Below are 23,984 nucleotides of genomic sequence, written 5' to 3' on the forward strand. Positions count from 1 at the left end.
GCCGCTTCAGCAGGTTCCCTTTGCGCTCCGGCCCAGGGGGCCTCCGCGCAAAGCGAACCGCGGCCAGCCCATCCAACCCGTGCCCGGGCGCCGTTACCCTTGCGACGTCTGCCGGCGCTTCACGGTCAGACCAGTAGCGAGCGGTCAGCCCCGTAGCGGGGCACCGCAGAGGCGAATACGGACAGTTACGTACAGGCGAAGGCGGGCTTTACTTCGTGACGACGAAGGTCTGGGCCGCCGACTCCGTGATCGTGGTGCCGTTGATCGTGAACAGCCGGAGGGTGTGCTCGCCGGCCGGGAGTACCCCGTCCGTCCGGCCCACCATCCGGCAGCCCTTGAGGTCGGTGAGCGCGGCGTAGTCGAGCTTGCCCCGGGCCGCGCTGACCTTCTTGTTCGCGTCCATCGTCAGCTGCTCGGCGTCGATCGCCACGATGTACTGCCCGACCGGCCCGGTGACGGCCCACTCGATGTCGTCACCGGACGGGACCTGCTTCTCGCGGACGTGGACGGCCAGCTTGTCGCAGCTGGCCTCCGGCGCCCAGTTCCGGCCGGCCTTGAGCCAGAGCACGGCACCGATGCCGAGCAGCAGCAGGGCGAACATGATGACGTACTTCGGCTTGCGCAGCCGGGACCAGATCATGAGGCCGGTGCCCCCTCGGACGGCTTGATCGAGCGGAGCAGGACGGTCGCCACGTCCACGACCTCGACGGCCTCGGCAGCCTCACCGGCGGCCTTCTTGCCGGTCACGCCGTCGCCGAGCATCGTGAAGCAGAACGGGCAGCCGACGGCGATGGTCTGCGCGCCGGTGCCGATGGCTTCCTCGACCCGGTCGACGTTGATCCGCTTGCCGATCGTCTCTTCCATGAACATCCGGGCGCCGCCGGCCCCGCAGCAGAACGAGCGCTCCGAGTTACGCGGCATCTCGGTGAGCGGGGCGATCGAGCCCAGCACCTCGCGCGGCGGGGCGAAGACCCGGTTGTGCCGGCCGAGGTAGCACGGGTCGTGGTAGGTGAGCCCGCCCTCGATCGGGACGACCGGGGTGAGCTTGCCGGTGGAGACGAGGTGGCTGAGCAGCTCGGTGTGGTGGACGACCTCGTACTTGCCGCCCAGCTCCGGGTACTCGTTGCCGATCGTGTTGAAGCAGTGCGGGCAGGTGGCGACGATCTTCTTGACGCCGGCCTCGTTGAGCGTCTCGACGTTCTGCTGGGCGAGCATCTGGTACAGGAACTCGTTGCCGATCCGGCGGGCCGGGTCACCCGTGCAGCCCTCGCCGTTGCCGAGGATCGCGAAGGACACGCCGGCCTCGTGGAGCAGGGTCGCTACGGCGCGGGTCGTCTTCTTGGCCTTGTCCTCCAGCGCGCCGGCGCAGCCGACCCAGAAGAGGTACTCGAACTCGGTCTCGCCGTCGACGCGGGGTACCTCGAAGTCGAGGCCCTTCGTCCAGTCCTCGCGGGAGTTGGGGTTGGCGCCCCACGGGTTGCCCTTGTTCTCCAGGTTCTTGAGCATGACGCCGGCTTCGCTGGGGAAGTTCGACTCGATCATGACCTGGTACCGGCGCATGTCGACGATGTGGTCGACGTGCTCGATGTCGACGGGGCACTGCTCGACGCACGCGCCGCACGTGGTGCACGACCACAGCACGTCGGGGTCGATCACGCCCATGACGTCCTCGCCGCCGATCAGCGGGCGGTCGGCCTCGGCGAGCGCGAGCACGTTGACGCCTGCCAGCTGTTCGGCGGTGCCCTGCTCCTCGCCCATCAGGTCCTTGCCGCCGCCGGCCAGCAGGTACGGAGCCTTGGCGTACGCGTGGTCGCGGAGGGAGGTGATGAGCAGCTTCGGGGACAGCGGCTTGCCGGTGTTCCAGGCGGGGCACTGCGACTGGCAGCGGCCGCACTCGGTACAGGTGGAGAAGTCGAGCAGGCCCTTCCAGGTGAAGTCCTCGACCCGGCCGACGCCGAACAGGTCCTTCTCCGGGTCTGCCTCCTCGAAGTCGAGGACCTTGCCGCCGGACATGACGGGCTTGAGCGCGCCGAGCGCGACGCCGCCGTCGGCCTTCTTCTTGAAGAAGATGTTGAAGAACGCGGCGAACCGGTGCCAGGCCACGCCCATCGTCAGGTTCTTCGAGATGACGATGAAGAAGATCCACGACACCAGGAGCTTGATCAGCGCGATGATCGTGACCATCGTCAGCGCGCCCTTGGACGGCAGGATCGCGCCGAGGCCGTGGGAGATCGGCGCGGACCAGGTCGGGTACGGGAAGTGGCCTGCCGCGTCCTTGAAGCCACGGATCAGCAGGATGCAGACGCCGATCATGGTGATGGTGAACTCGACGTAGTACGCCTGGCCCATCGCCGAGCCACGGAACCGCGACTGGGCCTTGCGCCGGTTGACCTGGCGGACCACGGTCAGGGCGACGATGCAGATGATCAGGGCGGTCGCGATGAACTCCATCGCCAGCCCGTACGGAGCCCAGCCGCCGATGATCGGCAGCTCGAACTCGGGGTTGACCACCTCGCCCATCGCCTCGGCCACCGTGAAGGCGAGCGAGAAGAAGCCGACGAAGACGAACCAGTGTGCGACGCCGATCCACGTCCACTTGAGCATCCTGGTGTGCCCGAGGGTCTCGCGCAGCGTCGTGGCGACGCGCTGCGGGATCGAGTCCGTCCTGGTCGGATCGGGCTGGCCGAGCCTGACGATCTTGATCATCGACCCGACGGCGCGGGCGAACATCACGATTGCCACCACGGTCACGCCAATCGCGATACTCGTGGCCACGATCTGTACGGCACCCATCGCCCCACACCCTCCTCGCCTTGTTACTAGCGAGTAATGTTACGTCCTCCGCAGTCACCATAGCCGCCGCCCGGCCGTTAATTTCTCCGGACGCTCCCACCGGGGGCTGGCTGAGGGGGATCGGCCGTGCGGGTTCACTGTGTGCTGCTGACCGCGGCGCTGGTGCTCATCGGCCCAGCGCCTGCCCTGGCCAGGCCGGATGCCGTCACCGGGCTGGTTTTCCAGGATCTCGACTTCGACGGTGTACGCGACAATGCTGACCCACCGTTACCCGGCCTCACCGTCACCGCCGCCAACCGCGAGGGCCACCGGGTAGCCACGGCGCAGACCGGGCCGGACGGCCGTTTCACGTTCACGGCGCGCGGCCCGCTGCGGGTGCTGTTCGGGCCACCGCCACGCGGGTTCCACCCGGGGCCGCTCGGGCCGGACAACGGCGGTGAGCTGCAGTTCGTCAGCTCCGGTACCGAGATCAGGTACGCGGTGGCCGACCCCGGGACCTTCTGCCAGGGCGGAGCGCCCGTCGCGCGGGCGTGTGCGGGGAAGCCGTGGCTGATCGGGGACGCGGCTGGCAGCCGGTACGCGAAAAGTGAGATCGGGCCCGTCCGCCACCTGGCGTGGGCGGCGGACCGCAAGAAACTGATCAGCGCTTCCCCGGCTTTTCCGGGTCTCGTGCACGAGACCGATCCCGTGACCGGGGTCAGCACGGTGCTGGCCAGGCTGACCGGGCCGGTCGGCGGGCTGGCGGTGACCCCGGAGAACGAGATCTTCGTGATCGAGGGCCGCAGGCTGGTGGTCCTGGGCGCCGGGCAGCCCGCGCGGGTGCCGATCCCCGACCCGGGTTGCGCCGGCGCGAGCCCCCGGCCGGGCAGTATCGCCATCCGGCGGGCGGAAGTGCTGGTCACGATGCTGTGCGGCGGCCTGAACCCGGCCAGCTACGTCTACATCTTCGATCCGGTCACCCGGACCTTCGACAGCACACCGCTGTCCGGCAAGCTCCCGGCGCTGAGCGCGGTGACCAGCCTGCTCGACCGGCCGGAGCTGCCGTCGGTGCCGATGTGCGCCGCCGCTCCGGTGGAGATCGGTAACCGCGTGTGGTGGGACCGGGACGGCGACGGCGTGCAGGACGCCGGAGAGCCCGGCGTACCCGGCCTGACCATCACCCTGCGTAACGGAAACCAGTCGGCGAAGACGCAGACCGACGCCGAGGGCCGGTACCTGTTCAGGGACCGCGACCTGCCCGCCGGGCTGGCCCGGCGCGCCACGTACAAGCTGACGGTCGAGTACACCCCGGCGCTCGCCGGTGCCGGGCTCGCGCCGCGCGGTGTGTCGGGCGGGCAGGCCGACTCGGTCGGAGAGCTGCCGGTACCGGGATTCATCGAGGCCGGCAACGCCCCCTTTGTTCACGTCAAAACTGGGCATTCAGGGCTGGCGATCCATCGGTACGACATCGGCATCGTCCCGCCGGGGCCGACCACGGCACCTGCGCCGGTCCCGACGTCGGCGGTGGAACTGAGCCCGGCGGCCGCAGCGTCCGAGCCGGTACGCCACAAGGAGCCGATCATCCTGACCGTCGGGGCGGCCATGCTGGCCCTCGGCTACCTGGCACTCACCCTCGTCCAGAAACGCCGTCACCCACAGTGATCTGAGCCGTTGTACCTGACAGGTCTTTTGGCCTTCTGCGGATCAGGAGCGACCCGGAATCAGGTGTGAGACATCCATGGATCAGTTCAGCAAGACCGTCCTGCCGGCCGCGGCGGAGTCCAACATCCCCAGCGTCACGCTGACCCGGCACATGCCGGCCTTCCGCCGCTGCGTCCACCCCTCGGACAGCGTCGTGCTGCTGGCGCCCTGCCGCAGGCCCGAGTACTCGCTGACCGGTGACTACCTGCTGTTGCTCACCAGGACGCGGCTGCTGGTGACCCGGCAGTCCCGGCTCTCCGGCAAGGTCACCCTGCACCTGGAGGCGCCGATCAGCGATCTCGACGACGTGGTCTGGCGTACCAACTCCAGCCGCTCGTCCGTCGAGTTCGCCGCCATGATCGGCGACACCCGGCACCGGTTCTGGATCTCCCGGCCGCGCTCCCGGCAGCTGTGGCGGGTCGACGCCCAGTTCAGCGGCCTGTTCCGGCCGGTACCGGTCGCCGCCTGAACCTGCCAGGGCGGCCCTCCGCACAGTCTTTAACCGGATCCTGACACGGCGCGGCGATCATTCCGAACTTTTTCCGGACAGTCGCGTTACAGGAATCGCGTGCCAATCAGGCACCATGAGTCAATGGGTAACGACACTCCAGGTAAAGGACTCGTGCTCGTCGTTGACGACGAGCGGCCGATTGCTGACCTGGTGCGTCTGTACCTGACTCGCGAGGGCTTCGGCGTCCACACCGAGTACGAGGGCGAGGCCGCGCTGGCCGCAGCCCGCCGGATGCGCCCCATCGCCATCGTGCTGGACATCGGCCTGCCCGGGCTCGACGGGCTGGAGATCTGCCGCAGGCTGCGCGAGGACGGCGACTGGACACCCGTCCTGTTCCTCACGGCCCGCGACGACGAGGTCGACCGGGTCGTCGGCCTGGAGCTGGGCGGCGACGACTACATCACCAAGCCGTTCAGCCCGCGTGAGCTGGTCGCCCGGATCCGTACCGTGCTGCGCCGCACCGAGGGCCCGCCGAGCGCCGACAAGGTCCGCCAGGTCGGCACGATCCGGCTCGACAACGAGCAACGGCGCGTCTACTCCGGCGGGCAGGAGATCGCGCTGACCCCGACGGAGTTCGAGCTGCTGTCCCGGCTGATGAGCAGGCCGGGCCGGGTGTTCAGCCGGGAGGAGCTGCTCGCTTCCGTGTGGGGGTACGCGGCGCTGGCCGGCACCCGCACCGTCGACGTGCACGTGGCGCAGGTCCGCGGCAAGCTGGGCGACGCCAGCCCGATCCGTACCGTGCGGGGTGTCGGTTACTCGGTCGAGGCGACCCCACCGGAGCCCGCTGAGCGGTGAGTGAGCGGTGAGGTGGTCGGGATCGGGTCTGACGGCGCGAGCGCTGCTCGCGACGTTCAGCGTTGCCCTCGTCTCGATCCTGATGACCGCCATCGTCGCTATGCCGATCGGGTTGCGCGTGGCGCAGACCGAGGCCAAGAAGGTCCTGATGGCCAAGACCGAGATCGCCATGTCGTTCATCCAGAACGCGCCGATGCCCGGCCAGGGCCAGGGAGCCGGTACCGGCCCGGGAACAGGTGACGGCAGCGGCCCGGGTGTCGGCGGCACGGCACCGGGCACGGGATCGGGCACCGGCCCAGGTACCGGGCAGACCGCGGGGCCCGGCACCCGCCCGGGAGGCGGTCAGAGCCCCCGCCCCGGCGCAGGCCAGGCCACGTCACCCGGAGCGGGCCGTACACCTGGCCCGGCGGCCAGCCCGGGTACGGGTGGGAGTCCCAGCCCTGGCGCTGGGTCCGGCGTCGGCCAGATGCGGGAACGGAACCTGAAGCTGGGCCACCGGCTGCGGCTCACCGGCCTTGAGGTCGTCATGATCACGAACGGCGAGCCGGACACGACGGGCCTGCCGAAGAACATGATCCGCAAGGTGGCCAGCGGCGGGACGGTGGACTGCGAGACCGTCACGTTCCTCGACCGGCGCATGATCGCCGAGGGCCGCCCGCTGGAGACTCCCGGCGACGGGATCATCATCCTGGAGAAGGCCGTCAGCGGTACCTCGCCAGAGGTCTGGGACCGGCTCTGGCTCGCCCTCGTGGCCGGCCTGGCCGCGAGCCTGGTGGCCGGGCTGCTGCTCGCCCGCAGGCAGGCCAAGCCGATCAGCGAGGCAGCCGCCGCCGCCCGGCGGATGTCCGGCGGTGACCGCACGGTCCGCCTGCCGGTCAAGCCGCCGAACGAGGTCGCCGACCTGGCCAGGGCGCTCAACGACCTCGCGGCGGCACTGTCCACAAGCGAGGGGCGGCAGCGCGAGTTCCTGCTGGGCGTCTCCCACGAGCTGCGGACGCCGCTGACGACGATCCGCGGGTACGCCGAGGCGCTGTCGGACGGCGTGATCACCGCCGACGACACCCCGGGCGCCGGCCGGACCATCCTCGGCGAGGCCGACCGGCTCGACCGCCTGGTGTCCGACCTGCTCTCCCTGGCGAGGCTGGAAGCCGCCGACTTCCCGGTGGAACTGGTGGCGGTCGAGCTCGGTTCCCTGATCACGGCGGCGGCGGAGGCCTGGCGGCCCCGGTGCGTCGACGCGGGGCTGGACCTGCGGGTCGAGACGCCCGACAGCCCGGTACTGGTCCGCACCGACCCTGGCCGCCTCCGCCAGGTCGTCGACATCCTGATCTCCAACGCTGTCCGGGCACTGCCGGACGGCGCCCCGCTCGTCCTGGCCGTCCGGCCCGGCACGCTGGAGGTCCGCGACGGCGGGCCGGGGCTGGCCGACGAGGACCTGGCGGTCGCGTTCGAGCAGGGTGTGCTCCAGGAGAAGTACCGCGACGTGCGCCAGACCGGCTCGGGCATCGGGCTGGCGCTGGCCGCCCGGCTGGTCCGCCGGATGGGCGCGGAGATCGAGGCTGGTCACGCGGCCGAGGGCGGCGCACGCTTCACGATCCGGTTCTGACCCTGGCATCAACATGGCCCGTGTACGTACAATTTCTTGTACGTATGTGAGGGGGTGTGGCGTGAAGACGATGACCTACAGCGAGTCACGCAAAAACTATGCGGAAACGCTCAACTCGGTCGTAGAGGATCGGGAAGAGGTCGTCATTACCCGTGCAGGACATGAACCAGTCGTCATCGTGTCCCTGGACGACTACCAGGCACTCAAAGAGCAGGCTTACCTCCTGCGCAGTCCGGCCAACGCCCGCCGTCTCATTGCGGCGATCGACAACCTTGAGCACGGTGGAGGCATCGTCCGGGAGCTGTCGGAGTGAAGCTGGTCTGGGATGAGCGTGCCTGGGACGACTATGTCTGGTGGCAGGAGCAGGACCGCAAGCTTGTCAGGCGGACCAACACTCTGATCAAGGACGTCGAGCGCAACGGCAATGAAGGCATCGGCAAGCCAGAGCCGCTGAAGCATGGCTTTCACGGCTACTGGTCGAGGCGGATCACAGACGAACATCGTCTCGTCTACAAGGTGGAGGGTGACGAGATTCGTATCGCCCAGTGCAGGTACCACTACGAATGAGTACTGAGCCCGCCGCATAGCGACGGGCTCAGATTCAGCAGACAGTACGGTCAGTACACCCTGGATCCGATGAAGTCGGAGTGGTTGTAGCCGGCCGGGTTCGGGAAGTTGCGGGTCTCCGTGTTCCAGGTCTGGGCCCCGGTGCAGGGCGTGAGCCTGGCGTGGGAGCCGGCCGTCGCGCTGGAGAAGGCGACGCACAGGTCGGACCGGCTGGCCGGGTGCAGGCCGGCCGCGTCGAGCGTCCACTTCTGGTTCGCCCCGCCATGGCAGTCCCAGAGGATCACCTTGGTGCCGCTGGCGATGCCGCCCGAGGCGTCGACGCACCGGTCGTGGTTCAGCTCGACGTGCAGCGACGTGCGGGTGGTGTCGTACCAGAAGCCCTGGTTGCGCCCGCCGTGACAGCCCCACGAGAGCAGCTGGGTGGCGTAGCGCGAGTTGTACGCCTCGCTGTCCAGGCACAGCCCGCCCTGCGTGAGCTGCTTGAACTCCATCAGCCCCGGAGTGATCAGGCCGTGGCCGGTGCTGGCCGGGTCGGCGCAGGTCGCGACCTGGAGGCCGGAGTTGTAGAAGGCGCTCATGCACTCGGCGAAGGCGCCGTGGCCACGGGCGTTGGGATGCGCCGACTGCCGGGCGGCGTTCTCGTCGAAGATGTTGCCGTTCTCGATGTACACGCCGAGCGCCCAGGTGTTCTCCGTGCACACCTCGTGACCGTGGAAGAGCCGGCTGGCGTCGAGGTACATGACGCCGGTGTTCATGGCCGCCTTACGCTCGGCGGTCTCGAACATCGGGACGGCCTTGTTCCGGCCGAACGCGGCGTCGGCGAGGTAGATCGTGCAGCCGCCCGCGTACCAGCCGGGGAAGTTCGGGTTGTCCTCGACGTCGGGGCTGATCGGGCTCGGGTACCCCATGAGGGAGATCTTGAAGTCCGACGGCAGGTAGCCGGCGTTGGTCATGGTCTGCTTGATGCTGTTGACCGCCCACTCCACCTCCTGCTGGGTGTGCTCGGCGCGCGTCTTCCACACGTCGGTGTACGTCGGCCAGCACGTGCCCTGGAAGAAGATCCGGCGCTTGACGCAGTCGGTGGCGACCGGCCCGAACTCGATGTTGCCGGCCCCGTTGGCCCCGACGACGACCCAGATCAGCTTGACCCTGGTGTTGCGGGCCTTGATCGCGAGGTTCTCGCCCTGGTTCAGCTCGTTCCACTGGTGCGAGCCCGAGCCGTAGACCAGGTCGGCCGGCGAGCCGCCGGAGCAGGCGATGTTGTACCGCACGTCGACCGGGATGGTCAGCCGCCAGACGGCCTGGTCCCTGGACCGGTCGCACCAGTTGCCCTCCTGGTGGGTACCCGGCTCGTAGTTCCCGGCGCCCTCACCGGAGATCTCGCTGTCCCCCATCGTGAGCACACTGGACTTCCGCTGCTCGATGGGCTTGATCTCCGGGCTGCCGTACAGCGCGGTGGCCTCCGCCGCGCGCTGCTGCTCCAGGTTCGCTGGTAGCGGGGTGATGCCGGGGCGCGCGGGTGCTGCGCTGCCTGGCGCCGCGAGCGCGGCCGCTGCCAGGAAGCCGACCGCGATCGCGGCGAGGGGTGGCTTGAAGCGCATCGACGTACTCCTCTCCACATAGGCGTGTTACCGCACGGTAGTGGCCGCAGAGAGGAATGTGAATACTTCTCAGTATCGATGGCACGGGGATGGCCGTGAACGAAGGAAGGGCACCGGGTGCGCCCGGTGCCCTTCCTCCACTGTGTACCCGCGCTGCGGTTACTTGACGATCTCCCAGAGCGTCTCGTGCTTCGCCCGGAAGAGAAGGGTCTGCTGGCCGGCGGCCGTGGTCACCACGACCTCCAGGTCGGCACCCTTGGCCTGCTGGCTGACGATGCCGGTGATCGCGCCAGCGCCGGGGAGCTCGTTCATGCCGGTCGCGACGACCTCCCAGCCGGCCAGGTAGTTGCCGTCGATGCCGTCGGTGCCGAGCCGGACCGCGTAGACGCTGGTGCGCGCCTCGGCCGGGTACTTCTCGGAGGTCCGGCTGACGGTCACGAAGGCGATCCCGTTGCTGGCCTGGGTCACCGAGCCGACGGAGTACTGGAAGGTACGCTCCCCGTTCCGGTCCGTGTTGAACAGGCTGGTCATGTCCTGGCCGGTGCCGTTGACGAACTGGACCCTGGCCGGAGCGCACCGACTGCTCTGGCACCCCAGGCTGAGGCTCGTGTTGCGGAAGTCGACCTTGTCGATGGCCGTCGGCGGCGCCGGGAAGCCCGCAGGACCGGAGACCTGGCGGAAGGCGCCGTTGTCGTAGCGGTACCCGCGTGCCTGCTTGAACGACCAGGCGCCGTTGGTCGAGTAGTGCCCGAGGATGCTGACCTCGACGGTCCGGGCCGACACCCGCAGGTCCTCGGAGTCCAGCGCCAGTGCCCTGCCGTTCTGGGCCGGGACGACCGGGCCGAGCGTGTTCAGCTTCTTGTCCGCGGTCGGCTTGAGGCCGAGCAGGAAGACGGGGTGGAAGGACCCGGCACCGGTGCAGGTGACCCTGACCAGGATCTCGTCACCCGGCTGCCCGTCGAGCTCGGCGTAGACCGGCGTGCCGAGCACGTAGGTGAAGTCGTCCCAGGTGGTCTGCTTGGCGATCAGCGCGCTGCCGTCCTTGAACGTGTACGGCCCGGCCTTGCAGGTGTCCGTGATCTGCGCGCCGCCCGGCCACACCGGCATCGTGATCGTCGCCGACTTCAGGTCGACGGACCGCGGGTCCGGCGGCGGGACCTGCGATACCGGCGGCTGGGAGCTGGCCGAAGCCGTCGGGGCCGGCTGGGGGGAGTACTCGGGGGTGTTGTCCGGCTCCGGTACAGCAGAAGCAGTGATGTTCTGAGCCGGGGGTGCGTGTGGCTCGCCGGTGTCGAGTGTGGCGAACGCAGCGGCCGGAGCGGCCACCATGATCATGGCCAGCGCGCTCAGGGCGATGTTGCGGACCTTGCGCTGGTGCCGGACGGTGCTCTGCACGGCGGTCATGCCCGCCGGGGTGACCTCTTCGATGCTCTCGCTGCGGAACGCGGCGAACAGGCCGTGCAGCTCGGCTTCCTTGTCGAAGTCAGACATTGTTCTGCTCCTTGTCGATGAGCTGGGCAGCGAGGGCGATGCGCCCCCGGTGCAGCCAGGACTTGACCGTGTTCTCGGTGGACCCGAGCTCGCGGGCGATGTCGCTGATCGGGAGGTCGGCCAGGTAGTGCAGGACGACAGCCTTGCGCTGGTTGCCCGGCAGGGCCTTCAGCGCGTTGGCGAGAGCCACCCGATCGGGGCTGGGCGAGGACACGTGCTCCTCCCGCTGCCCGCGGAGGAAGTTCGTCGCGGTTCTCGCCCGCCGCCAGCGGCTGGTGGCGAGGTTCCACGCGACTTTGCGGACCCAGGCCACCGGGTCCTCGTACTCGGCGATCTTCTTCCACCGGCTGTACGCCCGGCAGAACGCCTCCTGGACAACCTCCTGCGCGTGGCCCATGTCGCCGGTGTAGGCGTAGAGCTGCACGGTCAGGGAGTGGAAGTGAGCCGCGTACAGCTCTTCGAACCCCCGTGCCGCCACCTGAGCCGGTGGCGACTCCTGCACCATCATCTGACGTTGTCTCCCCTGGTCTTCACCGGCGCTCCGCCGGTCGAACGACAGCAACACGCCCTTGCCCGCGGCAGGGTTGCAGTCAGCTAGTTTGAAAAATATGGACGACATCGACCGGCGGATCATCACCGCGCTCAGTGAGGATGCCCGGCAGTCGTACGCGGAGATCGGGGCGCTGGTCGCGCTGTCAGCCCCGGCCGTGAAACGCCGGGTCGACCGGCTGCGGGCCACCGGGGTGGTGAAGGGTTTCACGGCGCTGGTGGACCCGGCGGCGCTCGGCTGGACGACGGAGGCCTTCGTCGAGCTGTTCTGCACGGGGCGGACCACCCCGGCGCAGCTCGCCGAGGCGGTCAAACGGCATCCCGAAGTGGTCGGCGCCTACACGGTGTCCGGTGAGGCCGACGCTCTGGTCCACATCCGGGCTGCGGACATCGCGCACCTGGAGCAGACCCTCGAACGGCTGCGCGGCGAGCAGTTCATCACGCAGACCCGGTCGATGATCGTGCTCAGCCGGCTGGTCGACTCTCTCTAGAACTCTTTACAGGTACATCCCGGTGCGTTCCTCGCCCTGCGGCTTGCGGTGCGGGACGTCGCCCTCGCCGAAGAAGCGCTTCCCGCCGAACTCGCCGTGCAGCCGGTCGTCGAGCTCGTCGGCCAGGCCCATCATCACCTGCACGGCGAGCATGAGGTGGGTGGCCTGGAAGTCGCGGCCGAAGACGGGTACCGAGGCCCAGACGGTGTGGTCGGTGCAGTAGAGCCTGCCGATCGGCATCCGGCGGGTCAGCTCGGCGAGCCGCTCGTGCAGCTTCGCGTCGGGGCTGATCTCGGTGAGGATCGGCGAGTACACGTCGACGACGGCCGGGTTGTCGTGCACGCGGACGAACACCATCGCCGAGCCAGCCCGGACCCCGATCTCGCCCTCCTCGTCGATTTCCAGCTTGTCGGGAGTGGTCTTCAGGAGGGCCGCCACGACGGTACGGACCTTCTCGGCCAATGGCAGGGCGGCGGTGGCTTCGAGGGCCTTGGTCAGCACGCCTTCCTGGGCCGTCGCCGGTACCTCGGGGACGGTCGGGGCTGGCCGGGCGCCGCCCAGCGGGGCCGGGCCGGCTTCGACCTCCCGCCCAGCCTCCCGTGCCGCCTCGATCTCCTCGGCGAGCGGGCGGACGGTGTAGGTGAGGAACGCCGGGTGCGGCGCGCCGTACACGTCCCGCATGGTCCGGCTCAGCAGCCCGGCGAGCTGCTCGGCCTCCTCCGGCTTCGCGTGGAGCCCGAAGTTGGCCCCGGAACCCTCGACGACGCCGGGCGGCGACCAGCCCAGCTCGATCATGTTGCCCACGGCGACCCGGTCGAGGCGGAAGCCCTCGGGGAGGCTGGCGTTGCCCACCGCGTACCCGGCGAGCCCGTCCGGGCCGGTGATCACGTTGATCTCGTAGATGGCCTCCCCGGTACCCGAGGCTGTCGGGTCGAGAGTGAGGTCGAGCCGGACCCCCGCGGGCAGGGTGGGCAGCGCCCGGGCGAGGGCCCGGGTGAACTCCTGCCACGCGGTCGTGACCTTGGCCTTGAGGTCAACGTTGTCAGCGTCGTCGTAGAGCATGGCGACAACCCTAACCGAGCAGTAGCGGGCTGTTCGGCTCCATCCGCCACTGGTACCGGTTGCGCGGGTCCGCCCGGGCGGCACCAGTACGCTCGCAGGCATGGCGAAGAAGGCTCCCGCGAACGATCCCGGTGACCGTGACCTGCGGGTTGGCCCGCCGAAGGACGTCGCGGCCGGTGTGCCGGGCGTCGTGGCCGGCCTGAAGGCCGCGTACGCGGAGATGGGGGTCCGGCGGACGGCGCTGACCCTGGCCCGCGTGAACCAGAAGCACGGATTCGACTGCCCTGGGTGCGCGTGGCCGGAGAGTGGCGGCCACCGGTCCCCGGCGGAGTTCTGTGAGAACGGCGCGAAGGCCGTCGCCGAGGAGGCGACCCTGCGCCGGGTGACGCGGGAGTTCTTCGAGCAGCACTCCCTCGACGACCTGGCCGGCAAGTCGGACTACTGGCTGGGCCAGCAGGGCCGGATCACCCGGCCGATGGTCAAGCGGCCCGGCGCCTCGCACTACACGCCGATCGCGTGGGACGAGGCGTTCAGCCTGCTGGCCTCGGTACTGAACAAGCTTGAAAGCCCTGACCAGGCCGCTTTCTACACGTCGGGCCGGACCAGCAACGAAGCCGCTTTCCTGTACCAGCTCTTCGCCCGGGCCTTTGGCACCAACAATCTGCCGGACTGCTCGAACATGTGCCACGAGTCCTCGGGCAGCGCGCTGAACGCGACGATCGGGATCGGCAAGGGCAGTGTGTCCCTTGAGGACATCCACCGGGCCGGGCTGATCGTGGTCGTCGGGCAGAACCCCGGCACCAACCATCCCCGGATGCTGTCCGCGCTGGAGATCGCGAAGCGGAACGGCGCGAAGATCATTTCGGTGAACCCGCTACCGGAGGCCGGGCTGATCCGCTTCAAGAACCCGCAGCACACGGGCGGCGTGGTGGGCGCGGGCACCGCCCTGTCCGACGTGTACCTCCAGATCAAGGTGGGCGGGGACCTGGCGTTGTTCCAGGCGATCGGGTCGCTGCTGCTGGAGCACGCCGACCGGGAGTTCATCGAGCGGCACACGACCGGTTTCGAGTCCTACGCGGCGAACGTCCGCGAGGTGGACTGGGCGAAGGTCGAGCACGCGACCGGGCTGGGCCGCGCGCAGATCGAGGACGTTGCCCGGATGTTCGCGGAGAGCGAGGCCACGATCGCCTGCTGGGCGATGGGCCTCACGCAGCACAAGGACGCGGTCGCGACGATCCAGGAGGTCGTCAACGTCCAGCTCCTGCGCGGCATGATCGGCAAGCCGGGTGCCGGCCTCTGCCCGGTGCGCGGCCACTCCAACGTCCAGGGCGACCGCACGATGGGCGTCTGGGAGCGGGTGCCGGCCTGGGGTCCGGCTCTGGGCAAGGAGTTCGATTTCCCGGTACCCGCGGAGACCGGCCACGACACTGTGGACACCATCCGGGCGATGCGCGACGGCCGCGTGAAGGTGTTCGTGGGGATGGGCGGCAACTTCGCCTCCGCCACGCCGGACACCGAGCTCACCGAGGCGGCTCTGCGGTCGTGCACCCTGACGGCCCACATCTCGACGAAGCTCAACCGCTCGCACGTGGTGACCGGTGAGACCGCGCTGATCCTGCCCTGCCTGGGCCGTACCGAGGCCGACCCGGCAGGCTTCGTGACCGTCGAGGACTCGATGAGCTGCGTGCACGCCTCGCGGGGACGCCTCAAGCCCGCCTCCGACCTGCTGCTGTCCGAGGTCGCGATCGTGTCCCGGCTCGGGGCGGCCACCCTCGGCGACCACATTCCGTGGCGGGAGTTCGAGCACGACTACCGGGAGGTCAGGGCGCGGATCGCCCGCGTGATCCCCGGCTTCGAGAACTACGAGGAACGGCTCGACGGGGCCGGCTTCACCCTCCCGCACCCGCCGCGCGACTCGCGGTCGTTCAACACGCCGGACGGGCGGGCGCAGTTCACGACGTCACCGATGACGGTCATCGACGTACCGGAGGGGCGGCTGCTGCTCCAGACGCTGCGGAGCCACGACCAGTACAACACCACGATCTACGGGCTCGACGACAGGTACCGGGGCATCAAGGGCGGCAGGCGGGTCGTGTTCGCCCACACGGAGGACCTGGCCTCGTTCGGGGTCGCGGACGGGTCCCTTGTGGACATCGTGTCGGAGTGGCCGGACGGGGAACGGCGAGCCGAGTCGTTCCGGGCCGTCGCGTACCCGACGCCGCGCGGATGCGCAGCCGCGTACTTCCCGGAGGCCAACGTCCTCGTGCCACTGGACTCGGTGGCGACAGGGTCGAACACTCCTACGTCGAAGGCGATCGTGATCCGGCTCGAGGCGCGCTGACCCCTTCGGGTTCCAGGCCGTGTTCGGGTGCCGGCCTGTGCTCGCGTTCTGGGTTTCGGTCTTCAGAGCCAGGCTTGTCCGCGTGCCGGGTCTGGTTCGGCGGATGTGGTGCGGGCCCCCGAGCGGGCAGGTGTGACGCCGATGCTTGCCTTGGCGGGCCGGGGTGCCCGAGGCTGGCGGGAGGGGAACGCGGGGGCTGCTCAGGGTTACCCGGGGTCACGAGGGGTCACCGGGGCCGGTGGCGCCGGGCTGTTCCTGTCAGCGTGGCCGGGAGTGTCCGGCCTGGTCGGGCGTACTTTTCCCGGCCGGTGACAGTACGTGTCACCGGGTGGGTATCAGGCTTCTTCCGACTAGCCGTAGGGAAAAACTTAGGCTAGGCTCGCCTCGCCAGGCGGCCGAAGGAGGTGCAGGTGTCTGAGTCTCTGGCCTCTTTGCTGGGTGGCCGGTCTGGTGCGGTGGACGCGACCATCCCGCCGCTGGCCTTCGCGGCCGGCTGGCTGCTGACCGGCAACTCCATCGGCTGGGGTGCCCTCACGGCACTGGCCGCAGCCGGCGGCGTCGCGCTGTGGCGGCTGCGGCAGGGCGCCAAGCCCCGGGCGGTGCTGATCGGGGCCTTCGCCGTCTGCGTGTCGGCGCTGATCGCCCTGTACACCGGCCGGGCCTCCGACTTCTTCCTCATCCAGATCGCGTCGAACGCGGCCAGCGCGCTCGGCTGGACGATCAGCATCGTGATCCGCTGGCCGCTGCTCGGCGTGATCGCGGGCGCGGCCCTCGGCCAGAAGACCAGGTGGAGGCGGGATCCCGCGCTGCTGCGGGCCTACTCGCGGGCCAGCTGGGTGTGGGTCGGGCAGTACGTGCTGCGGCTGCTGGTGTTCGTGCCACTGTGGGCGGCCGACCAGCTGGTGGCGCTCACGGCCGCCCGGGTGATCCTCACGTGGCCGCTGATCGCGGTGTGCCTGGCCGTGAGCTGGTGGGTACTGCGCAAGGCACTTCCATCCGGGCATCCGGGCATCCGCCATCCGGAACTCCTGGAGGCACCGTGAGCCCTGCCTGTTCGCCACTGATCCCGTGTCCGGCCGGTGCTGAGGAGTCGACGTGACCAACCCGTTCTCGCCCGAGATCATCGCCGCCGTGCAGCGGCACATGAACGCCGATCACGCCGAGGACTCGGTGCTGATCTGCCGGGCGCTGGGCGGCGTGCCCGAGGCGGCAAGGGCCGAGATGACCGGCCTCGACGGCGAGGGCATCGACTTCGAGGTGACCACCGGCGACGCGACCGTCGCGGTCCGGATCCCGTGGGCGCACACCCTCACGGAACGGCCCGAGATCCGCACCGAGGTGACCCGGATGTACCACGAGGCGTGCCGCCAGCTCGGCGTGCCGGCCAGGGGCGAAGGGGAGCACTGAGCTTTCCGGCGGCCATGCGAGCCGGCTGGTCGGACAGAGTCCGGAGCCTTACCGACAAGTTGTCGGGAAAACCTTGACAGGCTGGGGCATACCCCCACAGACTCGGATTACCCCTTCGTAAGGAGCAATCCGATGTTCTCCGCTGATCTGCGCGCCGCGACCTGGTCCGACCACCAGAAGGCCGAAAGCACGGCCTACCTCGAAGCGCTGATGCGCGGCCAGCTCAGCCTCGGGCAGTACGCGGAGATGGTGGCCCAGCACTACTTCGCGTACGTGGTCCTGGAAGAAGCCGCTGCCGTGATGCGCCGCGACCCGGTCGCCAGCGTCTTCGCGGTACCGGAGCTGGACCGGCTTCCCGCGCTCGAAGCCGACCTCGCGTACCTGCTCGGCGACGGCTGGGCCGGCCAGATCACGGCGAGCGCGTCGACGGAGCGGTACTGTGCCCGGCTGCGGGAGGTCTGCTTCGGCTGGCCCGGGGGGTTCGTCGCGCACCACTACACGCGGTACCTCGGGGACCTGTCGGGCGGCCAGTTCATCCGCAAGTCCGTGGCCAGGACCTACGGGCTCACCACCGGCGGCGTGGCCTTCTACGACTTCCCGGAGATCGGCGACCTCAAGGCATTCAAGATCCAGTACCGGGACGCGCTCGACGCCGCGCCGTGGACGGCCGAGGAGCAGCAGCGGATCATCACCGAGACCGCGCTGGCCTACGAGCTGAACACGGACGTGCTGGCCGAGCTCGGTACCGGGCTGCCGGGCAGCGACCTGGCGGCCTAGCCGCCAGAAGTACCAGCAGCCGTATCACCAGAAGCTTCAGCGAGCCGGCGGCACAGTGCGAGCTGTTCCGGTGTGTCGCAGTCGAGCCAGGGCGGCGGATAGGCGGCGCTCCGGATCGTGTTGTGCCGCAAGCCGCTGAGAATCGGCCGGAGTGCCGCGTTCTCGGACGGGGACGCGGAGACCGCTGCACGGAGTGCGGTCACACGCCACACGCCACACAACCACTGCGGATTGCCGTTGTCGTCGGCGTAGATCGCGCCGTCGAATCCGCTGGCGGCCTCCGCCAGTACATCCAAGGATTTTCTGGTCAGGAATGGCTGGTCCACCGCGACGACAGCGACCAGATCGCCGCCCTGGGCATTACTGGGGGAAGTATCTGGGGAAAGCCGGCGCAGGCCGGACTCGATAGCGGCGACGGGGCCGCCCTGCTGCTCAGGGCCGACGATGACCGGGAAAGCGTGCCCGCAGGCAGTCAGGACCCGCTCCAGCAGCGTCCGGCCGCCGACCACCAGCGCGGCCTTGTCCTGGCCCCCCAGCCGCCGGCCCGAGCCACCGGCCAGCACCACCACGGCAGATATCGTTCCCACATGGGCAGGGTGACAGATCGGCGGCCAGTGGTCCGCATCGACAACGGGAAAACCAGCAGGCGGCCAGACACACTCAGCGTCGAGGAACCCCTGGAAATCCGCGTCGACGGCTCCCCGCTCGCCGTCACCATGCGCACACCAGGCGACGACGTCGACCTCGCACACGGATTCCTGCTGACGGAAGGAATCATCACGAGCGGCGCCGACGTGGCGGGCGCGAAACACTGCATGGACACCAATCTCAATGTCCTCGAGGTAAGCCTCCGGGCCGGTGTCCCAGCACCCGTCACCGACCCGACCCGGCATTTCTACATGTCCAGCTCCTGCGGCACCTGCGGAAAGGCCAGCATCGACGCGGTGAGAATCGCTTCCGTGTACCCGGTCGAGAAAGACCAGCTGACCGTCACCCCGGAAACACTGAGCAGCCTCCCCGACCGGCTCCGCGAGCGGCAGAAAGCATTCGACCGCACCGGAGGCCTCCACGCGGCCGGCCTCTTCACCGCCAGCGGTGAACTCCTCTGCGTCCGTGAGGACGTGGGCAGGCACAACGCCGTCGACAAGGTACTGGGCTGGGCGCTCCGCTCCGGCCACGTGCCCCTGACCAGCCACATCCTCATGGTCAGCGGCCGGGCCAGCTTCGAGCTGACCCAGAAGGCCGCGCTCGCCGGCATCCCGCTCCTGGCTGCTGTCTCGGCGCCCAGCACCCTCGCCGTCGACCTCGCGAACGAACTCGGGCTGACCCTCGTGGGATTCCTCCGCGGGACGTCGATGAACGTTTACTCCCGGGCTGATCGGATCGCGGGAGGAGAGGAGTAGGGGTACTGCGGGTTTACCGGGAGCGGTGGCTTGGGAAGTTGCGTGTGAGAGGAAGCGGGAACGCGTGTTAGCGGGCGCCTGAGGAGCCCCGCAGCCGGGCGCGCTGGTCAGTGCCGGAACGACTTTCCGGCCTTGTGGATAACTTTTCCCAGGTCAACGGGAAGCGGCACCAGTTATCCACAGTACAAAATGGACCACTTCCAGCGAACCGAAAACCCCGCCACTCTGGTACCCATGCTTCGAGTCAACCAACCCGGCGAACTACTCGCAGCCGTGCCCTACATGCTCGGCTTCCACCCGTCCGACAGCCTCGTCGTGATCGGCGTGAAGGACGGTCACCTCCAGTTCGCGGCACGAGCCGACCTGCCAGCCTGCGAACACGAAGCACTGGCCAGCCTCGCGGCAGTCACCGCCCGGCAGCATCCCGACACGACGATCCTGATCGGCTACGGCACCGAAGCCGCCGTCACGCCGCGGCTCGCCACGGCACGCGAAGCACTGGCCGGCCGCAAGATCCCCGTACTGGAAGCCCTCCGGCTGACCGACGGCCGCTACTACTCGTACGACTGCCCGGAAGCCAGCTGCTGTCCACCGGAAGGGCGGGTACACGAGCCCGACACGACGGTCGCGGCCGCCGAGGCCACGCTGGCCGGGCAGGTCGCACTCGCCAGCCGGGCGGAGCTGGAGGCAAGCGTCGAGCCAGTACCGGAGCCAGGCATGAAAGAAGCTTCCGGCACTGCGGAGACGCGCATGATCGCCCGGCTCGCCAAACCAGGCGGGCGCAAGGGACTGATCATGGAAGGGGCCGCGCTTCTCGAAGTGGCGCTGAGCCGGTACTACACCGGTGGAACGCTCACCACCGACGAAACGGCCTGGCTGCTCGGGTTGCTCCTGTTCACCGAGATCCGCGACGCGGCCTGGCGCCTCATAGAGCTGCGTCCACAGGATCAGCACCTACCACTCTGGGCCGATGTGACGCGCCGGGCCGAGCGCGGCAGAGGGGCACCGGCGGCGACGCTGCTGGCCTATGCGGCGTACACGGCAGGCCAGGGATCACTAGCGGTCGTGGCGCTCGACCGCGCACTGGCCGACGATCCCGAATACGCCCTGGCGGACCTGCTTGGGCAGGCCATCGCCAGCGGCATTCCGCCCAGGAAACTGCGGACACCGAGGGCACGAAGGATCAAGGGAAAGCGGCGGATCCGGCGGCGCGAAACGCGGGCGTGAGGCGGGACGGTGGTGCGAGGGCAGATGTGAGGAGTGGATGAGGGAGGCATAAGCAGCCGGGCGCTGATTGCCTGGATGAGCGGCTTAACGATGAGCCTGGATAACCAGGGACCGGGCTGGCCTGTGGTGGCGGGACCGTCAGGTGTGGTGGCGGAGGGTGCCATCGGTGTGGGCTGACTGGAGTGATGCCTGGGCTCGCGGGTAGGTGATACCTATCCCGGCGGGTCAGCTGCGGACGCGCCCCAGGCCGGCCGGAGCGCGAAACACAGGGGGAGGAGGGGTGGGGGGNGGGGCCCCTTCCCCCGGCGACATCACATCACCAGCGAACAGCCCACATCACCACGGAAACAAACAAGCCCCAAAACCCCGAACCCTCAACTCACCTAACCTCACCGAGCATCCCCCAAAGCCCCCACAGCCCTCTCATACCTCCCCAGCTCCCGCCGCACCGGCGCCACCACCCGCATCTCCGCGACCCGGTCGACAGCTTCCGCGATCTCTCTCAGGACCCGGTGCCGCACCCGCCTAGCCCCCACCCGCAGCAATGGCCGGGCCAATACATTCACCAGCACCCCGGCAACAAAGCATCCACCAACCAGCCACAATGGATTACGCACCGCCGGTACATCCACATAAATCCAGGCCAAGAACCAGCAGATCCCACCCAGCACACCCAGAGTGAAGAGCCATTGCAGTCCACCGGCCAGCCGCCACCACACTGGCGTACGCTCGACCGGCTCAAAAGAAGAAACCGCACGATCAAGCGCGTCCGGCAGTTCCGCTTCCTCCGACTGGGCTGCCTTCAGTACAGCCTCAGGCCAAGGCGCAGGCATCTCAGCTGCAGCGTCAGCAGCCAATTCCCGCATAGCCAGCGTCGCACTGGCCCGCCGGGCTTTCGAGGGCTCAGGCAAAGAACTCCGCCCAGCTCCTCTTTCTCCCTCTGCTCTCCCTGCCCTCAACCCCAGCCGCTTCAACGGATCACGGCCTCTCACGCGAAACGGCGGCCATCCCACCATTCTCAGCCCACGCCGGTGATAGGACTCCGCCACCGCATGCGCGACCGTCTCAGCTCCCGCCGTAGCCGCAAGCGCAGAATTCAAACGTCGCACCAGAAAATCGTCGACATCCCTGACCGGCCCACCCACCAGGTCGCTCAGTTCAGCCACAACACCGTCGACATCGGCGGCGATCCTGGCCTGTGCCGACCGCTTGGCAGCAACAGCCTTCTCCAGCAACCCGCGCAGCTCCGGCAGTCCGTTCTTGTTCCGCGTAGAAACGGCAATCACCGGAACGCCGGCACCCAGCCCATCGTTCTCCAGCAACCCCCGCAGGTCACCGACAACCCGCCCGACCGCCTCCGAATGGAGAGTGTCCACCTTGTTCAAAGCGACAACTACAACATCCCGATGCTGAGCAAACCGCGCCAGATACTTCTGGTGCAGCACAGTGTCCGCGTATTTCTGCGGATCGAGTACCCACACCACCAGATCAGTCTTTGCCAGCAGTCGCTCGGCTTCTTCTCTGTGCTCGTCTTCCACGGAATCGAAATCGGGCAGATCCAGCAGAATCAAACCACGCAATGCCGCCTGCTCTTCGGCGTCCAGCACGGTCTCCCGTGCGTGCCACACCGGAATTCTCAGCCATTCCAGCAGTTCACCCGAGCCGTCCGGCCCCCACACGACAGCACTGGTTCGCGACGTCGTCGGCCGCCGTACGCCCACATCGGACAACTCCAATCCAGCAATCGCGTTGAACATGCTGGACTTTCCGCTACCCGTAGCCCCGGCCAGCGCCACCACAGTGTGTTCTTTGGACATGTCGAGCCGCTGCCCGGCCCGTTCCAGGAGTTCTTTCGCTCCCGCCAGCCGCTCGTCCGGCACGCGCCCTTCGACCAGGCCACAGAAAGTGCCCAGTGCGGTCAGCCGCGCCGCCAGCTGCGTGGGTCTCGGCCTCGGCTTCATTTTCCGGTACCCCAAGCGAGCCGCGCCTCTTCCACCGCGCCCCCAGCCTTCCGCAGCACCTCGGCCCCCACGACCGGCGATTCCACCACGTACGGCTTCTTCCTCGCCTCGTACAGTTCGCGGATCCGCCGGAGCAGGTCCTCCCGGGCCTTCCCCGCCAGTTGCCGTACGGCCTGGTCCCCGAAGATGGCTTCGAGCAGCTTCTGCCCGACAACCGTCGTGCCGGCCGCCACTCCGATCTCCGCGCCGGTCGGGATGAACGCGGTAGCCGTGAAGACTGCGATCATCACCAGCAGCCCGGTCGCGTTCACCGTGTAGGCAGCCACCCGGGCCATGCCCCGCTTGCTGGCACCTTCCTTGCGTACCAGCTCCAGCACAGTCCCCTGCCAGTCCCGCACCACGCGCTCCGCGTGCGCCGCGGTGACCGGAGCCGGAGCCTGTTCCGACGACAAAAGCCCCCGCAGCTCGTCCTCAGCCTCCGCGGCACCCGCGATGATCATTGCCGCCACGCCGCTGGTCAGCGCCTCCCGCAGCGGCTCGCCGCTCACCGGTTTCCCCGTGAACGCGCCCGTCACCCGGTCACGCCACCGGCCCACCCGGGCCTGCACAGCCCTCAGCAGCTCCCCGGTACCGACGATCTCCTGCCACCGCGCCAGCACCTCGCCGCGCAGCACGGTCCCGGCCTCCACATCGCGCCGGATCCCCTCCACAGCCTCCGCGTAGGCCGCGTCCACCCGGGCGTTCGTCTTCTCGGCGTACGCGAGCTGCCCCCCGGCGGCCACCGCCAGCGCCTCGACCTTCCCAGGTACTGCCCGCAGCGTCCCGTCCAGCGTCCGCCGCACGACGGCCGCCCGCCCCCGGGCATCCAGCGCGAGCTGCGTGAACCACTCCTTGACCGGCCGGACGACGTCCTCGCTCAGCAGCCCGTGGTTGTCCAGCCTGGACTCGGGCAGCGCGAAGAACTGTTCCTCGCCGAGTCCCTTCTCCGCCAGCATTTCCCGCAGGTGCGCGCTCACTTCCTCCATCGCTTCGGCTGGTACGCGGTCGAGCACGATGGCCAGCGCGACGTTCCGCTCCACGGCCTCCCGCAGGAACCCCCACGGAATCGCGTCGGCGTACCGGGCCGCCGTGGTCACGAACAGCCACAGGTCGGCGGCCGCGAACAACTGACCGGCCAGCTGCCGGTTGCTGTCCACCAGCGAGTCGATATCGGGCGCGTCGATGAAGGCGAGCCCGGGCGTGAGCCCCGTCGCCGTGACGAGGTGGATCTGAGCCGCCGGATTCGGCCGCTCGTCCTCGTCCCTGATCGCGCGGAACATGGCCGTGTCCATTCCGGTCGCCCGCGACATGCCCGGCAGGATGTTGATCCCCCGGAACCAGCGGCTGTCCGCAGGGTGGCTGACCAGCACAGGTGCCCGGGTGGTCGGCCGGAGCACACCGGCAGCGCTCACCGGGGCCCGCACCAGGCTGTTGATCAGGGTCGACTTGCCGGCTCCCGTCGAGCCGCCCACCACCACCAGCAACGGCGCGTCCAGCCGCTTCAGCCTCGGCAGCAGGTAGTCGTCCACCTGTTCCCGGAGTGCCCGGGTGCTCTCGGCAGCCTCGCCGGCCCCGTCCACCGGTAGCGGAAACCGGACGTTCCTCAGGACCGCGCGCAACTCTGCCAGCGCCCCGATCAGCGCTTCGGCGTTCTCTGCGGCCCCCGTCACAGCACCCATCTTC

Annotated in this window: 22 protein-coding genes; 13 read left to right on the forward strand and 9 right to left on the reverse strand. The window is 68.9% G+C overall.

The features are described 5' to 3' along the window. Window positions 1-208: 208 nt before the first annotated feature. Together A3G1_RS0110950 and A3G1_RS0110955 are read right to left on the reverse strand one after the other, a co-directional pair. Complete coding sequence (locus A3G1_RS0110950; protein ID WP_018349517.1) at window positions 209-640, reverse strand: hypothetical protein; 432 nt, start codon at window positions 638-640, stop codon at window positions 209-211. After that, complete coding sequence (locus A3G1_RS0110955) at window positions 637-2,793, reverse strand: (Fe-S)-binding protein (protein ID WP_018349518.1); 2,157 nt, start codon at window positions 2,791-2,793, stop codon at window positions 637-639. Before A3G1_RS0110955 ends, A3G1_RS0110950 begins: the two co-directional genes overlap by 4 nt. Before the next feature lie 126 nt (window positions 2,794-2,919). On the opposite strand from A3G1_RS0110955, the gene A3G1_RS41380 reads away from it, so the two are divergent. The 6 genes from A3G1_RS41380 (at window position 2,920) to A3G1_RS0110985 (ending at window position 7,952) form a co-directional block, all read left to right on the forward strand. Next, window positions 2,920-4,434, forward strand: coding sequence for an SdrD B-like domain-containing protein (locus tag A3G1_RS41380; protein WP_157641056.1), 1,515 nt, complete (start codon window positions 2,920-2,922; stop codon window positions 4,432-4,434). 76 nt (window positions 4,435-4,510) lie between these two features. Continuing rightward, window positions 4,511-4,942 (forward strand): hypothetical protein, encoded by a 432-nt coding sequence (locus A3G1_RS0110965; protein WP_018349519.1) that lies wholly within the window; start codon window positions 4,511-4,513, stop codon window positions 4,940-4,942. A gap of 123 nt (window positions 4,943-5,065) precedes the next feature. After that, the gene (locus A3G1_RS0110970) at window positions 5,066-5,779 is read left to right on the forward strand and encodes a response regulator transcription factor (RefSeq protein ID WP_026212022.1); all 714 of its coding nucleotides are present in this window, start codon (window positions 5,066-5,068) and stop codon (window positions 5,777-5,779) included. Between the two features lie 7 nt (window positions 5,780-5,786). Further along, complete coding sequence (locus A3G1_RS34280; RefSeq protein WP_018349521.1) at window positions 5,787-7,385, forward strand: sensor histidine kinase; 1,599 nt, start codon at window positions 5,787-5,789, stop codon at window positions 7,383-7,385. 70 nt (window positions 7,386-7,455) lie between these two features. Next, window positions 7,456-7,698, forward strand: a complete 243-nt coding sequence (locus A3G1_RS0110980; RefSeq protein ID WP_245563482.1) for a type II toxin-antitoxin system Phd/YefM family antitoxin — start codon at window positions 7,456-7,458, stop codon at window positions 7,696-7,698. Further along, window positions 7,695-7,952, forward strand: a complete 258-nt coding sequence (locus tag A3G1_RS0110985) for a Txe/YoeB family addiction module toxin (protein WP_018349523.1) — start codon at window positions 7,695-7,697, stop codon at window positions 7,950-7,952. The genes A3G1_RS0110980 and A3G1_RS0110985 overlap by 4 nt, the downstream gene beginning before the upstream one ends. 50 nt (window positions 7,953-8,002) lie before the next feature. Here the strand turns inward: A3G1_RS0110985 and A3G1_RS0110990 are convergent, their stop codons facing one another. The 3 genes from A3G1_RS0110990 to A3G1_RS0111000 all read right to left on the reverse strand — a co-directional run bounded on the left by A3G1_RS0110990 (window position 8,003) and on the right by A3G1_RS0111000 (window position 11,552). Beyond that, complete coding sequence (locus A3G1_RS0110990) at window positions 8,003-9,553, reverse strand: ricin-type beta-trefoil lectin domain protein (RefSeq protein ID WP_018349524.1); 1,551 nt, start codon at window positions 9,551-9,553, stop codon at window positions 8,003-8,005. Window positions 9,554-9,712: 159 nt separating this feature from the next. Next, window positions 9,713-11,044, reverse strand: a complete 1,332-nt coding sequence (locus A3G1_RS0110995; RefSeq protein WP_026212024.1) for a hypothetical protein — start codon at window positions 11,042-11,044, stop codon at window positions 9,713-9,715. Further along, window positions 11,037-11,552 carry a SigE family RNA polymerase sigma factor gene (locus tag A3G1_RS0111000; protein WP_018349525.1) on the reverse strand — a complete coding sequence of 172 codons (516 nt, stop codon included), beginning with the start codon at window positions 11,550-11,552 and terminating at the stop codon, window positions 11,037-11,039. The genes A3G1_RS0110995 and A3G1_RS0111000 overlap by 8 nt, the downstream gene beginning before the upstream one ends. Before the next feature lie 100 nt (window positions 11,553-11,652). Here A3G1_RS0111000 and A3G1_RS0111005 point away from each other — a divergent pair, with 100 nt between their 5' ends. Further along, window positions 11,653-12,084, forward strand: coding sequence for an Lrp/AsnC family transcriptional regulator (locus A3G1_RS0111005; protein ID WP_018349526.1), 432 nt, complete (start codon window positions 11,653-11,655; stop codon window positions 12,082-12,084). A gap of 6 nt (window positions 12,085-12,090) precedes the next feature. Here the strand turns inward: A3G1_RS0111005 and A3G1_RS0111010 are convergent, their stop codons facing one another. Then, window positions 12,091-13,146: a T3SS (YopN, CesT) and YbjN peptide-binding chaperone 1 gene (locus A3G1_RS0111010; RefSeq protein WP_018349527.1), complete on the reverse strand. Its 1,056-nt coding sequence runs from the start codon at window positions 13,144-13,146 to the stop codon at window positions 12,091-12,093. A 100-nt stretch (window positions 13,147-13,246) separates the two neighbouring features. Between A3G1_RS0111010 and A3G1_RS0111015 the strand changes: the two genes are divergently transcribed. The 4 genes from A3G1_RS0111015 (at window position 13,247) to A3G1_RS0111030 (ending at window position 17,671) form a co-directional block, all read left to right on the forward strand. Next, window positions 13,247-15,487 (forward strand): FdhF/YdeP family oxidoreductase, encoded by a 2,241-nt coding sequence (locus tag A3G1_RS0111015; protein WP_018349528.1) that lies wholly within the window; start codon window positions 13,247-13,249, stop codon window positions 15,485-15,487. A gap of 410 nt (window positions 15,488-15,897) precedes the next feature. Beyond that, window positions 15,898-16,530, forward strand: a complete 633-nt coding sequence (locus A3G1_RS0111020; RefSeq protein WP_245563478.1) for a DUF3159 domain-containing protein — start codon at window positions 15,898-15,900, stop codon at window positions 16,528-16,530. A 52-nt stretch (window positions 16,531-16,582) separates the two neighbouring features. Then, window positions 16,583-16,894 carry a DUF2470 domain-containing protein gene (locus tag A3G1_RS0111025; RefSeq protein WP_018349530.1) on the forward strand — a complete coding sequence of 104 codons (312 nt, stop codon included), beginning with the start codon at window positions 16,583-16,585 and terminating at the stop codon, window positions 16,892-16,894. 132 nt (window positions 16,895-17,026) lie between these two features. Next, on the forward strand, window positions 17,027-17,671 hold the full coding sequence (locus A3G1_RS0111030) for a biliverdin-producing heme oxygenase (protein WP_018349531.1): 645 nt from the start codon (window positions 17,027-17,029) through the stop codon (window positions 17,669-17,671). Here A3G1_RS0111030 and mobA read toward each other — a convergent pair. Then, window positions 17,668-18,240, reverse strand: a complete 573-nt coding sequence (mobA, locus tag A3G1_RS34285; protein ID WP_018349532.1) for a molybdenum cofactor guanylyltransferase — start codon at window positions 18,238-18,240, stop codon at window positions 17,668-17,670. The genes A3G1_RS0111030 and mobA overlap by 4 nt on opposite strands. An 18-nt stretch (window positions 18,241-18,258) precedes the next feature. Between mobA and fdhD the strand changes: the two genes are divergently transcribed. Together fdhD and A3G1_RS0111050 are read left to right on the forward strand one after the other, a co-directional pair. Next, on the forward strand, window positions 18,259-19,074 hold the full coding sequence (gene fdhD / locus A3G1_RS34290) for a formate dehydrogenase accessory sulfurtransferase FdhD (RefSeq protein WP_040478106.1): 816 nt from the start codon (window positions 18,259-18,261) through the stop codon (window positions 19,072-19,074). 234 nt (window positions 19,075-19,308) lie between these two features. Next, window positions 19,309-20,301 (forward strand): DUF4192 domain-containing protein, encoded by a 993-nt coding sequence (locus tag A3G1_RS0111050; protein ID WP_040478107.1) that lies wholly within the window; start codon window positions 19,309-19,311, stop codon window positions 20,299-20,301. Window positions 20,302-20,690: 389 nt separating this feature from the next. Here A3G1_RS0111050 and A3G1_RS39550 read toward each other — a convergent pair whose 3' ends face one another. After that, entirely contained in the window at window positions 20,691-22,181 is a 1,491-nt protein-coding gene (locus tag A3G1_RS39550) for a GTPase (RefSeq protein WP_245563479.1), read from the reverse strand. Between the two features lie 77 nt (window positions 22,182-22,258). After that, window positions 22,259-23,980 (reverse strand): dynamin family protein, encoded by a 1,722-nt coding sequence (locus A3G1_RS0111060; RefSeq protein WP_018349536.1) that lies wholly within the window; start codon window positions 23,978-23,980, stop codon window positions 22,259-22,261. Window positions 23,981-23,984: the final 4 nt, after the last annotated feature.

Origin of the sequence: Longispora albida DSM 44784 (assembly GCF_000379825.1) — a bacterium.
In the GTDB taxonomy this organism is placed as follows: domain Bacteria; phylum Actinomycetota; class Actinomycetes; order Mycobacteriales; family Micromonosporaceae; genus Longispora; species Longispora albida.

Coding starts and splice junctions, on each gene's coding strand:
- A3G1_RS0110950 (WP_018349517.1), bottom strand. CDS start 640: ATGATCTGGTCCCGGCTGCGCAAGCCGAAGTACGTCATCATGTTCGCC.
- A3G1_RS0110955 (WP_018349518.1), bottom strand. CDS start 2,793: ATGGGTGCCGTACAGATCGTGGCCACGAGTATCGCGATTGGCGTGACC.
- A3G1_RS0110965 (WP_018349519.1), top strand. CDS start 4,511: ATGGATCAGTTCAGCAAGACCGTCCTGCCGGCCGCGGCGGAGTCCAAC.
- A3G1_RS0110970 (WP_026212022.1), top strand. CDS start 5,066: ATGGGTAACGACACTCCAGGTAAAGGACTCGTGCTCGTCGTTGACGAC.
- A3G1_RS0110980 (WP_245563482.1), top strand. CDS start 7,456: ATGACCTACAGCGAGTCACGCAAAAACTATGCGGAAACGCTCAACTCG.
- A3G1_RS0110990 (WP_018349524.1), bottom strand. CDS start 9,553: ATGCGCTTCAAGCCACCCCTCGCCGCGATCGCGGTCGGCTTCCTGGCA.
- A3G1_RS0110995 (WP_026212024.1), bottom strand. CDS start 11,044: ATGTCTGACTTCGACAAGGAAGCCGAGCTGCACGGCCTGTTCGCCGCG.
- A3G1_RS0111000 (WP_018349525.1), bottom strand. CDS start 11,552: ATGATGGTGCAGGAGTCGCCACCGGCTCAGGTGGCGGCACGGGGGTTC.
- A3G1_RS0111005 (WP_018349526.1), top strand. CDS start 11,653: ATGGACGACATCGACCGGCGGATCATCACCGCGCTCAGTGAGGATGCC.
- A3G1_RS0111010 (WP_018349527.1), bottom strand. CDS start 13,146: ATGCTCTACGACGACGCTGACAACGTTGACCTCAAGGCCAAGGTCACG.
- A3G1_RS0111015 (WP_018349528.1), top strand. CDS start 13,247: ATGGCGAAGAAGGCTCCCGCGAACGATCCCGGTGACCGTGACCTGCGG.
- A3G1_RS0111030 (WP_018349531.1), top strand. CDS start 17,027: ATGTTCTCCGCTGATCTGCGCGCCGCGACCTGGTCCGACCACCAGAAG.
- fdhD (WP_040478106.1), top strand. CDS start 18,259: ATGGGCAGGGTGACAGATCGGCGGCCAGTGGTCCGCATCGACAACGGG.
- A3G1_RS0111050 (WP_040478107.1), top strand. CDS start 19,309: ATGCTTCGAGTCAACCAACCCGGCGAACTACTCGCAGCCGTGCCCTAC.
- A3G1_RS0111060 (WP_018349536.1), bottom strand. CDS start 23,980: ATGGGTGCTGTGACGGGGGCCGCAGAGAACGCCGAAGCGCTGATCGGG.